Source organism: Streptomyces triculaminicus (assembly GCF_017349075.1).
Taxonomy (GTDB): domain Bacteria; phylum Actinomycetota; class Actinomycetes; order Streptomycetales; family Streptomycetaceae; genus Streptomyces; species Streptomyces triculaminicus.
On sequence record NZ_JAFMOF010000002.1, the window covers coordinates 270126 to 283676 of the forward strand.

Sequence of the window (13551 nt, forward strand, 5' to 3'; positions counted from 1 at the left end):
CCCCTCCCGCCATGCCGACGGGCACCACCAGCGAGATCAGCACCTTCAAGGGCCGGGCCAGACGGCTGCGCGCCGACCGCATCGGCGTGGCCGGCCTGCTGCTGTCGGTCGTCGCCGCCAGCGCCCCCCTGATGGTGACGGCGGGCGTCATGCCCACCACCTACGGGACGATGGGCATCGTCGGACAGCCCCTGCTCTACGTCGCCCTCGGCGCCGTCCTGACCCTCTTCTCCGTCGGCTACGCCGAGATGAGCCGGCACGTCCACAACGCCGGCGCCTTCTACGCCTACATCGCCCGCGGCCTGGGCGGCACCGCCGGAGCCGCCGCCTCCGTCGTCGCCCTCGTCTCCTACAGCACCATGCAGGTCGGGATCTACGGCATCTTCGGCCACGAACTGGCCACCCTCCTCGACGACCACCTCGGGGTGAACGTCGCCTGGTGGGTGCCCGCGCTCGCCGCCGTCGCCGTCACCGGCGCCCTCGGCTGGCTCAAGACGGACCTCAACGTCAAGATCCTCGGCGTGCTGCTGCTCGTCGAGTGCGCCATGGTCGCCGTCTTCGACGTCGCCGCCTTCGCCGGCCCCGGCGCCGACGGCCTGTCCTTCCACGCCTTCGACCCCGCCACCCTCTCCGGCGCCGGCCTCGGCACCGCCCTCTGCCTGACCATCGCCTCGTTCGTCGGCTTCGAACAGGCCGCCGTCTACGCCGAGGAGACCAGCCGCCCGCAGGTCGTCGTCGCCCGCGTCACCTTCCTCGCCGTCGGCTTCATCGCCCTCTTCTTCGCCGTCGGCTCCTGGGCCCTGAGCGTGGCCGCCGGCCCCTCCCGGATCGTCGAGGCGTCCCGGGACGCAGGCCCCGGCCTGCTCTTCGTCCTCGCCGAGGACCGGCTCGGCGCCGGCTTCACCGACGTCATGCACCTCTTCTACGTCACCGGGACGTTTGCCGCCCTGCTCAGCTTCCACAACGTCGTCGCCCGCTACGCCTTCGCCATGGGCCGCGAGGGCCTGCTGCCCGCCGCCGTCAGCCGCACCGCCCGCACCAGCGGCGCCCCCGCCCACGGCTCGCTGCTGCAGAGCGTCGTCTCGCTCCTGGTCGTCACCGTCTTCGCCGTCACCGACGACCGCCCCCACGGCGACCCCACCACGCCCGTCATCCGCCTGTTCACCTGGACGGGCAACGTCGGCGCGCTCGGCGTCGTCCTCCTCATGGCCGCCACCAGCGCCGCCGTCATCGCCTTCTTCGTACGCCGCGGCGCGGCCCGCGCCCAGGCCCCGCGCCTGCTCGCCTCCGCCGTCGCCGGACTGGCCCTGGTGGTCATCACCGGCTACGCGGTCGCGGACTTCGGCGCCCTGCTCGGCACCGGCCCCCGCTCCGCCCTGCGCTGGCTCCCGCCCGGCGTCATCGGCCTCGCCGCCGTGGCCGGAGGGGTCCTCGGGCTGGTGCTCAAGGCCGTACGGCCCGAGGCGCACGCCCGGATCGGGCTGGGCAACGAGGCGTTCCAGCTGGAGCGCGCGGCGGAGGCCGCGACGGAGACCGCCACCTCGCGCACGGGCGCCCCATGAGGCTCCGCCCGCGGCCCGTCAGCCCTCGAGCGCCTTGCCCACCCGCCGCGAGACGGTGAACTCGTAGAGGTCCAGCACCCCCGGCGGCTCCGCGAGCCCCGGCCCGCCGGCCCGCACCCAGGCCGCGATGTCCGCCAGCGCGTCGTCGTCGTTGACCAGGCCGAGCCACACGGGCCGGCCTCCGGCCGCCCGGCCCGCCGCGGACGGCTGCACCACCATCACGTTCGCCTGGTCGCACACGTCCAGGCACTCCGACGCCCGCACCAGCGCGGCCTCGCCCACGGCCCCGCGCAGCCGCCCGATCTGCCCGGCGTGGTCCACCCCGGGCACCTTGCGCGCGTCGCCGCAGCAGCAGCCCCGGCACACCGTGATGCGGCAGGGCGCGGCGGAAGGGGCGGGAACGCGGGCACTGTTGGAGATCATCCGGCAGATGATACGCACGGCGTGCGCACGCCCCGCAGGCCCCGGCGTGGGCGGTGGGCCTCAGGCGAACTCCGGTTCCGCCGTGGCCGGACCGCCCAGGGCGTCGCGGCGCCGGGGCATCCGCAACGTCACCATCCGGCGCCAGCCGCCGAGGCGTTCGTAGGCGTAGAGGGCGTGGATGCCCGCCGTCAGCGCCGCCGACTTCGCCCGGGGCCAGCCCAGGAGGCGGCCCATGCGGTGCACGACCGCGAGGCTGACGTCCCGGTAGATCGCGATCTCGGCGAGCGCGCTCTCGCGCAGCAGGTCCCGGATGAGCCGGCCGTGGCCCTCCGCGGCCAGGCGCAGCAGCTCCTCGTGGCAGTAGGCGAGGTGGTTGGCCTCGTCCTGGCAGATCATCCGGACGGCGTTGCCGATCTCCGGATGGTCGCCGAAGTGCGCGGTGAGCATGTTCATCTGCTCGGAGGCGCGCTGCTCGGTGACCCGGCTGTGGGCGAGGTAGGCGATGATGTCGCGCTCGGTCAGCGGGGCGTCGGCGCGCAGCTTGGCGTGCGGCAGGCCGATGCCCTCCCGCTCGAGGATCCTGGTGTAGTCCGTCTCCGGCGGGACGTCGATCCGTTGCAGGCCGCGCCTGTGCAGCAGGGCGTCGAAGATCCGGCCGTGCTTGTCCTCGTCCGCGCCGTGCCGGGCGATCCTGGGGGCGAGCGCCCGCCGGCTCTCGGGTACGAGGGCGGCGATCCGGCCGTTCTCCCAGCCGCCCTGATGCTCGCCGCTCGCGGCGATGGAGCAGAACAGCCGGTAGGAGTCGTCGTTGTCGAGGATCTCCTGGAACAGACTTCTGGCCGTGAGCATGGCCGTCACCTCCGTAGGCACAGTCAAGTGCCCCGCACGGGGCGCGGCAATCAGGGGCCGCCGCGCGCTCGGCCGAACGGAGGATTTCGTACGGGGATTCAGGGGCCGCCCGGCGCGTAACCACCGGGGCGTCCCGGCGTTGTGCTCGGTGTCGGCCGTGGCGGGGAAGACGACCCCCGAGCCCCCACCACGGCCGCGGCCCCTCCCGGCGTTACGCCAGCCCGGCCCGCTCGAGCGCCTCGACGCCGGTGCGCAGGCCCGCGATCCGCTCGTCCAGGGTGAATCCCGCCGGGGCCAGCGACAGGGTGGTCACCCCGGCGTCGGCGTAGGCCTGCATCCGGTCGGCGATGCGCTCCACGCCGCCCAGCAGGGCGGTGGAGTCGATCAGCCGGCGCGGGACGGCCGCGGCGGCGCCCGCCTTGTCGCCGGAAAGGTACTTCTCCTGGATCTCGGCCGCCTCCTTCTCGTATCCCATGCGGCGCGCGAGCTTGTTGTAGAAGTTCTGCTTCGCGCTGCCCATGCCGCCCACGTACAGGGCGGTGTACGGGCGGAAGATGTCGGCGAGCGCGTCGATGTCGTCGCCCACGGCCATGGGGACGGTCGGGACGACGTCGAAGCCCTCGAGGTCCTTGCCCGCCTTGGCGCGGCCGGCCCGCAGGGAGCCCAGGGTGGTCTCCTCGGCGTGCTCGGGGGCGAAGAAGATGACCAGGGCGCCGTCGGCGATCTCGCCGGTCTGCTCCAGGTTCTTCGGCCCGATGGCCGCGATGTACAGCGGGATGTGCTCGCGCACCGGGTGCACGGTGAGCTTGATGGGCTTGCCGGGGCCGTCCGGCAGCGGCAGCGTCCAGTGCTCCCCGTCGTGGGTGACGCGCTCGCGGGCCATGGCCTTGCGGACGATCTCGACGTACTCGCGGGTGCGGGCGAGCGGCTTGTCGAACTTCACGCCGTACCAGCCCTCGGAGACCTGCGGGCCGGAGACGCCGAGGCCCAGGCGGAAGCGGCCGCCGGAGAGCGAGTCGAGGGTGGCGGCGGTCATCGCCGTCATGGTGGGCGTACGGGCCGGGATCTGGAAGATGGCCGAGCCGACGTCGATCCGCTCGGTCTGCGCCGCGACCCAGGACAGCACGGTCGCCGCGTCGGAGCCGTACGCCTCGGCCGCCCAGCAGACCGCGTAGCCCAGGCGGTCGGCCTCGCGGGCCACCGCGAGGTTGTCCGCGTCCATCCCGGCTCCCCAGTAGCCGAGGTTGATTCCGAGCCTCATCCGACTCATCCGGGGCACCCCTTACTGATCAGTAACGTCGTCGTTGCGGGGACTCTAGCGCGCCTGCCCGGGGTACGTCATCGGCGAGTTGTCCACAGGCAGTGGCGGCATGGCGACGCACCGCGGCCCGGACAGTAACCTCAGCGCTCATGGAACAAAGGCATCTCGGCCGCACGGGCCTGCGGGTATCCCGGCTCGGGCTCGGCACCCTCACCTGGGGCCGGGACACCGGGGAGCACGACGCCGCCGAGCAGCTCAAGTCGTTCCGGGACGCGGGCGGCACGCTCGTGGACACCGCCGACGTCTACGCCGACGGGGGCGCCGAGTACCTTCTGGGCCGGCTGCTGCGGGACCTCGTCCCGCGCCGCGACGTCGTCATCGCCACCAAGGCCGGCAGCGTCCTGGACCCCGGGCGGCGCGTCGACTGCTCGCGCGGCCACCTGCTCGCCGCCCTCGACGCCTCGCTGGAGCGGCTGGGCACCGACTACGTGGACGTATGGCAGATACACGCCTTCGACCCGGCCACGCCGGTCGAGGAGACGCTGCAGGCCATCGACCTCGCGGTCGGCAGCGGCCGGGCCCGCTACGCCGGCGTCTCCAACTTCTGCGGCTGGCAGCTCGCCAAGGCCGCGACGTGGCAGCTCGCCGCGCCGGGCGCGCGCACCCGGCTGGCCTGCACGCAGATGGAGTACTCCCTGCTGCAGCGCGGCATCGAGCGCGAGGTGCTGCCCGCCGCCCGCGACCTGGGGCTCGGCGTGCTGCCGTCCTCGCCGCTGGGCCGGGGCGTGCTGACGGGAAAGTACCGCCGCGCCACCCCGTCCGACTCCCGCGCCGCCTCCGAGCACCTGGCGCCCTTCGTCGAGCCCTACCTCGACGAGACGGCGACCCGCATCGTCGACGCCGTGGCCACGGCCGCCGACGGCCTGGTCACCACCTCCCTGCAGGTGGCCCTCGCCTGGATCCGCGACCGCCCCGGCGTCGTCGCCCCCATCGTCGGAGCCCGCACGGCTCAGCAGCTGAGAGAGGCACTGTCAGTGGAGGCCCTTACGCTTCCGGACGAGATCTGCCAGGCGCTCGACGATGTGTCGGCGCCCGTGCACCGCTACCCGGACCAGGACTGGAGCACGCTGTGAACGACGACCGCCTCGCCGGCGAGGCCACCGACGAGGCCCCCGAGGCGGCCACCCCGGTGGCCGCCGAGGAAGGCGACGGCCCGGGCACGCCCCCGGGCCCGGAGCCGGACGAGCCCGCCGAGCCGAGCGCGTCCGGTGGTACGGACGCGTCCGGCGATATCGGCGACTCCGGCGGTATGGAGGACTCCGGACCCGCAGCCGAGACACCTGGGACGCCCGAGGCGCCCGAGACGCCCGGGACGGCCCCGCGGTCCGCCGTCGCCGAGGCGCTCGCCGCGGCCGTGCGGGCCGTGGAGAGCGGGGAGCGCCCGGCCGCGTCGTTCTTCAACGAGCCGAAGCCCGCCGCGCGTCCCGCACGCCCGGCGCGCCCCGCGCCGGCCCCGCGCGCGGCCGCCGCGCCGCCCGCCCGGGCGGCGGTGATCCCGCCCAGCGCCGAGCTGACCGAGGTGCTCGCCGCCGGCGGGGCGCCGGAGCAGCTGGCCGGGCAGGTCGCCGCGACGCTCGGCGAGCACGCGGCCGAGGCCTTGCGGGAGGACCCGTGGCGGCTGCTGGCCGTGCCGGGCGTGCGGCCCGAGCAGGCGGACGGCTTCGCGCGGGCGCTGCTCGGAGCGGAGTGCGGGCCGGGGGACGAACGGCGGGCACGGGCCCTGGTCGGCTGGCTGCTGGAGCGCGCCGCCCTCGCGGGGCACACGGTGCTGGAGTCCTCGGCCCTGCGCGCCGAGCTCGCCCGGCGCTCCGTCCCGGACGCGGACGAGGCACTGCAGAGCGCCGTCGCCGAGGGCTCGGTGCTCGTCTTCCGTGAGGGGCCGGAGCCGGAGGAGACCGAGGAGACCGCGGAGGCGGACGGGAGCGGGGAGCCGGTCCGGCTGCTGCTGGGCCTGGACCGCTACGCCATGGCCGAGGAGAGCCTCGCCGACGGCCTGGCCCGGCTGGCGAACGCCGCCGGCCGGGACGAGGACCTCGCCGGCTGGGAGGACGCCGCCGCCGGCGCGCCCTCGCCGTCCGCCGCCGAGCTGATTCGTGCCGTCGCGGCCGCCGGCCTGGTCACCCACAGCGGGGGAGAGGCCGCCCGGGCCGAGCCCGCCGCGCTGATCGCCGCCGCCGAGGGACTGGGCCTGCGGGCCTGCGCCGCGGCGCACACCGAGGACGGCCGCCGGCGCCTGGCCGGGCTCGGCGTCACCGACGCCGTGACCGTGGCCGGCCTGCTCTCCGGCCAGGAGGGCCCGGGGCGCGACGAGGACGGCGCCCTGGCCCTGGACGTCCTGGCCGTCCTGGACGCCCCCCAGCTGGACGTGGAGACGGCCGCCCTGCTGGTGGAGTCGCTCGCCGACGGCACCCGCCTCGTCCTCTCCGGAGACCCGGGCGTCCTGTGGTCCGCGGGCCCCGGCCGGGTGTTCGCGGACGTCGTGGCGTCCCGTACGTGCCCGGCGGTCGTCTCCCGCACCCCCGACCCCGGCCCCGTCGGCGAGCTGGTCTCGGGCATCGCGATCGGCGAGCTCCAGCAGGTGGACGCCCCCGGCAAGGAGGTCGTGATCGTTCCCGTGCGGGATCCGGGCGAGGCGGTGCACCGCACCGTGCAGCTCGTCGCGGACTCCGTGCCGCGCGCCATCGGCGTGCCCGCCGAGCGCACCCAGGTCATCACCCCCGGGCACGGCGGCCCGGCCGGCACCCGCGCGCTCAACGCGGCGCTCAAGGAGCGGCTCAACCCCGGCCCCGGCCGGTTCGGCGGCTTCGACCCGGGCGACCGCGTCGCCTACGTGCCGGCGCCCGGCCGGATGGTCCCCGGCACCGTGGTCTCGGCGGACGCGGAGGGGCTGCGGCTGGACTGCGGCGGCACGCCCGTGGTCGTACCGCCGGCCCGGGTGGCCGAGGAGGTGCGTCACGGCTGGGCCGTGACGGCCCACCAGGCCGCCGGGACGCGCTGGGAGGCGGCCGTGGTGGTGCTGCCGGGCGACGCCGCGGCGACGCTCACCCGGTCGTGGGTCTACACGGCGTTCAGCCGGGGCGAGCGGCATCTGTCGGTCGTGCACGGGGTGGACCAGGCGCTGGCCCGCGCGGTCGCCGAGGTGCCGGCCACGGAGCGCGACACCCGGCTGCGGCCGCTGCTGGAGGCCCAGCTGCGGCCCGCCGGCTGACCGGCGCCCGCCCCGGGGGCCCAGGGGCCCCCGGGGCGGGCCTCGGTGGATCACCGGGCGGGGCCGCCCGCGGGGATCACCGCTTGGGCGTGCGGACGCCCCCGGTGTCGTCCTCCTCGTCCCCGTCGAGGTCCAGCTCGTCGTCGATCCCGTCGTCCAGCCCCTCGGCGTCGTCGAGGTCGTCGTCGGGGTCGTCGCCGAGAGCCGTCTCCTCGTCGAAGACGGCGCTGACGTCGAAGCGGCAGACGACCCGCTGGGCGTCGGGCTGGTCGAAGGGCGCGGACAGCCACTCGCCGGGCTCGGCGGGGTCGTCGGCGGCCGCCACCCACAGCGTGGAGTCGCCCTCCTCCAGGCCGAACTCCTTGTGCCGGGAGGCGATCTCGTCGGGTTCGTACTCCCCGAAGAGCACGCCGAGGGCCGTGTGCACGTTGTGGCCCACGCCGCCCGGGCCGGCCGGCGCCGTGTCGGTGGCGTCGGGATCGAGGTCGGCGACGCGCTGGGCCTGGGCGAGCAGACGCTGGGGCTCGACCACCGCGTAGTCCCTGCGGATCAGCACGCTGAGCGCGCTGGGTTCCTCGGGCCCGGCATAGGCGGGCAGCGCGTCGTCCCCGGGGATCTCGAAGGGGGTGACCTCGTCGTAGGCGTCGTAGAGCAGCTCGTCGTACGCCTCGGCTGTCGCGGCCAGCTCGTTGAACGCGGCGTAGACGGCCGGGTCGTCCTCCCCCGAACGGCGTTCGACGGCCTCGAGGTGGCGGTCCAGAGCGGCTTTGACCGCCTCGGCGGCGGCCCGTACCTCGGCAGCGGTTGGCTGCGCAGCATCAGACATAGTGCAGACGCTATCCGCACCGGGCCCGTTCCCGCACAATAGATGCGATGCCGGAATACGAATTCTGTGATGTGTATGTGCCCCGGGGCGTCTCCCGGAAGGCCGCCACACGACTGCTGACCGACCACGCCGAGTACGGACACTGGGAGTTGGACCGACTGCGCCTCTATCCCGACGGCAGCCGCAGGGCACGGCTGCGCCGACGGATCATCCGCCAGATCCGGGCGACCTGGTGACCGGGTGAACACGCCGGCCGGGTGACGGCCCCGCCGAGACGCGTCACGGAGCAGCTGGAAAAGCGTCAGGGAGCGGGCCCCGCGACCGCGGGACCCGCTCCCTGTACGTCCTCGGGCCGGCTGCCCGTCCTTCGGACCGGGCAGCCCCGACCGTCCTCAGCCCTGGGCGCCGCGCCCACGGCGGTAGAGCATGGCACCGCCGAGCAGCAGGCCCGCGCTGGCCGCGCCGGCCGCGCCGAGCTGGCCCGCACCGGTGTGCGCGAGCTCGGCGGCCTGCTGGGCCACCGTCGCCGGACGGTGCTCGGAGCCGAGCGCCGTCGGAGGCATGTGCGCGTCCTTGACCTCCATGGCGGGCTTGGCCTGGTGGTCGCCGGGCCCGCCCGGGTGACCGGCGGGCCGGTCCTGGTGGCCGGCCGGCTTGTGGCCCGGCTTCTCCTCGCCGGGCTTGCCGTGGTGGCCGCCGGGCTTGTGCTCGTGGCCGCCCGGGTGACCGGGCTTGTCGCCGTGCGGCGGCTGGTGGCCCTGCTCGTGGCCGTGGCCGTGGTCGTGGTCGTGACCGCCCGACTGGGCGTGTCCGCCGTTGACGCACGTGTTGCTGGTGGCCGGGTTGCCGATGCCGACGACGTTGACGCTGTTGCCGCACGCGTTGACCGGGATGCTCACCGGGACCTGCGCGGTGTTGCCGGAGAGGACACCGGGCGAGCCGGTGCTCTTGCCCTGCGCCAGCGCGCCGCCCTGGTGGCCGTGGCCGCCGCCCTCGTTGACACACCGGTTGCCCGTCGCGGGGTTGAGCAGCCCGATCACGTTCACGGTGTTGCCACAGGCGTTCACCGGCACGTGGACCGGAACCTGGACGGTGTTGCCGGAGGCGACACCGGGGGAGTGCGTCGCGGCACCCCGGGCTCCCGAGTCCGCCGAGGCGTAACCGCCCGTGACCGCCGCGAGCACTCCACTCGCCGCCGCTGCCGTGATCAGGCCCTTCTTGGTGACCTGTCGCATTTCGTCTTGCCCCTCTGCTGCTTTCTGTGCCATGCGGAATGCGCAGGGGCGTCACAACTCCGCCCACGCGCGAAAGACTCACGGGTCGAAAGCCGGGTGGCTCCGGCGCACATGGCATGTGCCCCGGAGCCACCCGGTTTTCAATCCTTCACGGGATGAGACGCAACGTCACTTGTTGACGCAGACGTTGCCCGCGGCGGGGTTGAGCAGCCCGACTACGTTGATCGTGTTGCCGCACAGGTTCACCGGCACCTCCACCGGGACCTGGACGACGTTGCCCGAGACGACGCCGGGGCTGTGCACAGCGGCGCCCTGCGCACCCCCGCTGGCGGCGGCGATGCCCGCGCCCGCGAGAACGAGGCCACTGGTGGCAGCCGCAGCAGCGACGACCTTCTTGAGCATTTTTCCTCCTTGTTGGCAATGCGGTCCCAGCCGCGGACCGCACACCTGTAACGACGAGGAGGGAATGGGGCTACGTAACCACTCCGGCGTTCACTCTTTCTGGTTAAGAAAACGCCAGATGTGTGCAGTCTGACGCTCGTTCAGGCGCGGCTCAGCACTGATCCAGGAATCGATCGAGCACGCGCGCCCCGAATTTCAGACCATCCAACGGCACCCGCTCGTCGACGCCGTGGAACATTCCCGCGAAGTCCAGCTCGGGCGGCAGCTTCAGAGGGGCGAAGCCGAAGCAGCGGATGCCCAGGTCGTCGAAGGACTTGGCGTCGGTGCCGCCGGAGAGCATGTACGGCACCGCCCGCGCGATCGGGTCCTCGGCCCTGAGCGCCGACTGCATGGCATCCACCAGGTCGCCGTCGAAGCTGGTCTCCAGGGCCTTGTCCGCGTGGACGTCCTCCCGCCGGACCCGGGGCCCCAGGATGCGGTCCAGGTCGGCGAGGAACTCCTCCTCGTACCCCGGCAGGAAGCGGCCGTCGACGTGCGCCGTGGCCTGTCCCGGGATCACGTTGACCTTGTAGCCCGCGCCGAGCATCGTGGGGGCCGCGGTGTTGCGCAGCGTGGTGCCGATCATCTTGGCGATGCCGCCGAGCTTGGCGAGCGTGGCCTCCATGTCCTCGGGGTCGAGGGGGGTGCCGAGCGCGTCCGACAGCTCGTCCAGGAAGGACCGTACGGTCTTGGTCACCCGCACCGGGAACTCGTGCCGGCCCAGCCGGGCGACCGCCTCGCACAGCTCCGTGATGGCGTTGTCCTTGTTGGTCATCGAGCCGTGGCCCGCCGTGCCGTCCACGGTGAGCCGCATCCAGTGCATGCCCTTCTGGGCGGTCTCGATCAGATAGAGCCGCAGGTTCTCGTTGACGGTGAAGGAGAAGCCGCCCACCTCGCCGATGGCCTCGGTCACCCCCTCGAAGAGGCCGGGGTGCTTGTCGACCAGATGGCGGGCGCCGTACGTGCCGCCCGCCTCCTCGTCGGCGAGGAAGGCCAGCACGATGTCGCGCGGAGGCTTGCGGCCCGAACGCAGCCGGTCGCGGACCACCGCGAGCGTCATCGCGTCCATGTCCTTCATGTCGACCGCGCCGCGCCCCCACAGGCACCCGTCCGCGATCTCGCCCGCGAAGGGATGGTGGGTCCAGTCGTCGGCGTCGGCGGGCACCACGTCGGTGTGCCCGTGGATGAGCAGGGCCGGCCGGGAGGGGTCAGCACCCTCTATCCGCGCGACCGTCGAGGCCCGCCCCTTGTGCGACTCGATGATCTTCGGCTCGAGGCCCACCTCGGCGAGCTTCTCGGCCACGTACTCGGCGGCCAGGCGCTCACCCGGCCCGGAGTGGTCGCCGTAGTTGCTGGTGTCGATCCGGATCAGGTCGCGGCACAGATCGACGACCTCGCTCTCGGCGCTCAAGCCGGCGGTGGCCGGCTTCGACTCGCTCACGCTGCCTCCTCGTCGTTGCCCGCCGGTCGGCCGGCCCGCGCGCGAGCGGCGGCCTCCGGCGGAGGTCCACCGCCATCCTCCACCCGGCGTTCCCCCAGCCCAAGGCCGCAATGCCGCCGACACGCCCCCGCAACGATCACGGCCCCCGCGGTCCGGCCGGGTGATCGAGCACCCCCGGATGTTTGCTATTGTTTTCCATGTCGCCGCGGGGAACACCGCGAACGACAGACACCTTGTCCGGGTGGCGGAATGGCAGACGCGCTAGCTTGAGGTGCTAGTGCCCTTTATCGGGCGTGGGGGTTCAAGTCCCCCCTCGGACACAAACGAGAACCCCACTTCGGTGGGGTTCTCTTGTTTTACCCGGCGGGCCCGCCGGGCCCGCCGGGCAGCCGCCCGGCCCGGTTCACAGCCAGCCGCGCCGCTTGAAGAGCCGGTGCAGCCAGAAGACGATGCCCGCCATCAGGACCAGCACGGCCGGGTAGCCCCATGGCTCGCGCAGCTCGGGCATGTGGTCGAAGTTCATGCCGTACACCCCGGCGACCATCGTGGGGACCGCCGCCATCGCCGCCCATGCGGAGATCTTGCGCATGTCGTCGTTCTGCTGGACGCCCATCTGCGCGAGGTGGGCGGAGAGGATGTCCGTCAGCAGGCGGTCCAGGCCGTCGACGGACTCGTTGGCCCGCGTCAGGTGGTCGCCCACGTCGCGGAAGAACGGCCGGGCACGCTCGTCGACGAACGGCAGGCCCGACCCCGCCAGCCGTATCACCGGCTCGGTCAGCGGGACGGTGGCCCGGCGGAACTCCACCACCTGGCGCTTGAAGGAGTAGATGCGCGACGCCGTGTGCCGGGTGTCGCCGCCCGGCGGGGCGAACACCTCGGCCTCCAGGTCGTCCAGGTCCGCCTGCAGCATGGCCGACACGTCGATGTAGTGGTCGACGACCTCGTCGCTCACCGCGTAGAGCACCGCCGTCGGCCCGTGCGCCAGCAGCTCGGGGTCCTGCTCCAGGCGGCGGCGCACCCGGGCCAGCGGGCTGCCCTCGCCGTGCCGGACGGTCACCACGAAGGAGTCGCCGAGGAAGAGCATCAGCTCGCCGGTGCTGACGGTGTCCGCGTCGTCGTCGTAGACCACCGGCTTGAGCACCACGAACAGCGAGTCGTCGTACACCTCCAGCTTCGGCCGCTGATGCGCGTTGAGCGCGTCCTCCACGGCCAGCGGGTGGAGCGCGAACTCGCTCGCCACCAGCTCGAACTCCTTCTCGGTGGGCTCGTGCAGCCCGATCCACACGAAGGCGTCGCCGGCCGCCCGCGCCTCGTCGAGCGCGTCGGAGAAGTCGGCGGGCCCTTCGGTGCGGTGCCCGTCCCGGTAGATGGCGCAGTCCACGATCACGCGGTGCATTCTGCCCTGCCTGCCGGAACGTAGTCGCGGTAGCCGTCCGGGGCCGTGGCGGGCGTCGTAGGCTGGCTGCCATGCCCACGCTGATCCTGGTCCGGCACGGCCGGTCCACCGCCAACACCGCGGGAGTGCTCGCCGGCCGGACTCCCGGCGTGGCCCTGGACGAACGGGGCGCGGCGCAGGCGGCGGCCCTGCCGGCCCGGCTGGCCGGCGTCCCGCTGGCCGCCGTGGTCACCAGCCCGCTGCTGCGCTGCCGCGAGACGGTCGCGCCCCTGCTCACCGCCCGGCCCGAGCTGTCCTCGTACGCCGACGAGCGCATCGGCGAGTGCCACTACGGCGACTGGACGGGCCGCAAGCTCACCGAGCTCGCCGACGAGCCGCTGTGGGAGACGGTCCAGCGCCACCCGTCCGCCGCCGCCTTCCCCGGCGGGGAGTCGCTGCGCGCCGTGCAGGCCCGCGCCGTGGACGCCGTACGGGAGTGGAACGAGCGGATCGAGCGCGAGCACGGCGAGCACGCCGTCTATCTGATGTGCACCCACGGCGACCCCATCAAGGCCGTCGTCGCCGACGCCATGGGCCTGCACCTCGACCACTTCCAGCGGATCACCGCCGACCCGTGCTCGGTCACCGCCGTCCGCTACACCCGGCTGCGCCCGTACCTGCTGCGCCTCGGCGACACCGGCGACCTGGCCGGTCTCGCCCCGGCCGAGCCGGCCCGTGAGGAGGGCCACAGCGAGGACGCGGCCGTGGGCGGCGGCGCGGGGGCCCCGTGATCGACCGGCGCAGTAGGGTGGTGACGCGGGACCGCCCCTGATCCCGCACCCGGAACAGTCACTTCCGACCACCGAACCC

The 13551-nt window shown here is 73.9% G+C and carries 13 protein-coding genes and 1 tRNA gene; 6 read left to right on the forward strand and 8 right to left on the reverse strand.

Translation table 11 applies throughout. The annotated features are described in order from the left end of the window. Positions 1 to 11 precede the first annotated feature (11 nt). Entirely contained in the window at positions 12 to 1562 is a 1551-nt protein-coding gene (locus tag J1792_RS11220) for an APC family permease (protein ID WP_086568797.1), read from the forward strand. 18 nt (positions 1563 to 1580) lie between these two features. Here J1792_RS11220 and J1792_RS11225 read toward each other — a convergent pair whose 3' ends face one another. The 3 genes from J1792_RS11225 to J1792_RS11235 form a co-directional block, all read right to left on the reverse strand. Further along, positions 1581 to 1985 (reverse strand): hypothetical protein, encoded by a 405-nt coding sequence (locus tag J1792_RS11225; protein WP_086568798.1) that lies wholly within the window; start codon positions 1983 to 1985, stop codon positions 1581 to 1583. Positions 1986 to 2045: 60 nt separating this feature from the next. Then, positions 2046 to 2834, reverse strand: a complete 789-nt coding sequence (locus J1792_RS11230; protein ID WP_086568800.1) for a hypothetical protein — start codon at positions 2832 to 2834, stop codon at positions 2046 to 2048. A gap of 211 nt (positions 2835 to 3045) precedes the next feature. Further along, positions 3046 to 4095 (reverse strand): LLM class F420-dependent oxidoreductase, encoded by a 1050-nt coding sequence (locus J1792_RS11235; protein WP_086568802.1) that lies wholly within the window; start codon positions 4093 to 4095, stop codon positions 3046 to 3048. A gap of 149 nt (positions 4096 to 4244) precedes the next feature. Between J1792_RS11235 and J1792_RS11240 the strand changes: the two genes are divergently transcribed. Together J1792_RS11240 and J1792_RS11245 are read left to right on the forward strand one after the other, a co-directional pair. Then, positions 4245 to 5228 (forward strand): aldo/keto reductase, encoded by a 984-nt coding sequence (locus tag J1792_RS11240; RefSeq protein WP_086568804.1) that lies wholly within the window; start codon positions 4245 to 4247, stop codon positions 5226 to 5228. Beyond that, the gene (locus J1792_RS11245) at positions 5225 to 7363 is read left to right on the forward strand and encodes a helix-hairpin-helix domain-containing protein (protein WP_372446097.1); all 2139 of its coding nucleotides are present in this window, start codon (positions 5225 to 5227) and stop codon (positions 7361 to 7363) included. Before J1792_RS11240 ends, J1792_RS11245 begins: the two co-directional genes overlap by 4 nt. A gap of 76 nt (positions 7364 to 7439) precedes the next feature. Here the strand turns inward: J1792_RS11245 and J1792_RS11250 are convergent, their stop codons facing one another. Further along, on the reverse strand, positions 7440 to 8189 hold the full coding sequence (locus J1792_RS11250) for a hypothetical protein (RefSeq protein WP_086568808.1): 750 nt from the start codon (positions 8187 to 8189) through the stop codon (positions 7440 to 7442). 47 nt (positions 8190 to 8236) lie between these two features. Between J1792_RS11250 and J1792_RS11255 the strand changes: the two genes are divergently transcribed. After that, a complete protein-coding gene (locus tag J1792_RS11255; RefSeq protein WP_086568809.1) occupies positions 8237 to 8425 on the forward strand; it encodes a DUF5703 family protein in 189 nt (62 codons plus the stop codon). A gap of 156 nt (positions 8426 to 8581) precedes the next feature. On the opposite strand, the gene J1792_RS11260 is transcribed toward J1792_RS11255, so the two are convergent. The 3 genes from J1792_RS11260 to J1792_RS11270 form a co-directional block, all read right to left on the reverse strand. Then, positions 8582 to 9424: a chaplin gene (locus J1792_RS11260; protein WP_086568812.1), complete on the reverse strand. Its 843-nt coding sequence runs from the start codon at positions 9422 to 9424 to the stop codon at positions 8582 to 8584. A gap of 168 nt (positions 9425 to 9592) precedes the next feature. Beyond that, positions 9593 to 9826: a chaplin gene (locus J1792_RS11265; RefSeq protein WP_086568814.1), complete on the reverse strand. Its 234-nt coding sequence runs from the start codon at positions 9824 to 9826 to the stop codon at positions 9593 to 9595. A 151-nt stretch (positions 9827 to 9977) separates the two neighbouring features. Next, a complete protein-coding gene (locus tag J1792_RS11270; protein ID WP_207247184.1) occupies positions 9978 to 11306 on the reverse strand; it encodes a M20/M25/M40 family metallo-hydrolase in 1329 nt (442 codons plus the stop codon). Between the two features lie 235 nt (positions 11307 to 11541). Between J1792_RS11270 and J1792_RS11275 the strand changes: the two genes are divergently transcribed. Next, positions 11542 to 11626: transfer RNA gene (locus J1792_RS11275), tRNA-Leu, on the forward strand. Positions 11627 to 11709: 83 nt separating this feature from the next. On the opposite strand, the gene corA is transcribed toward J1792_RS11275, so the two are convergent. Beyond that, positions 11710 to 12702, reverse strand: a complete 993-nt coding sequence (corA, locus tag J1792_RS11280) for a magnesium/cobalt transporter CorA (protein ID WP_086568817.1) — start codon at positions 12700 to 12702, stop codon at positions 11710 to 11712. Between the two features lie 71 nt (positions 12703 to 12773). Here corA and J1792_RS11285 point away from each other — a divergent pair, with 71 nt between their 5' ends. Further along, on the forward strand, positions 12774 to 13472 hold the full coding sequence (locus J1792_RS11285; protein ID WP_086568819.1) for a histidine phosphatase family protein: 699 nt from the start codon (positions 12774 to 12776) through the stop codon (positions 13470 to 13472). The last annotated feature ends 79 nt before the right edge of the window (positions 13473 to 13551 follow it).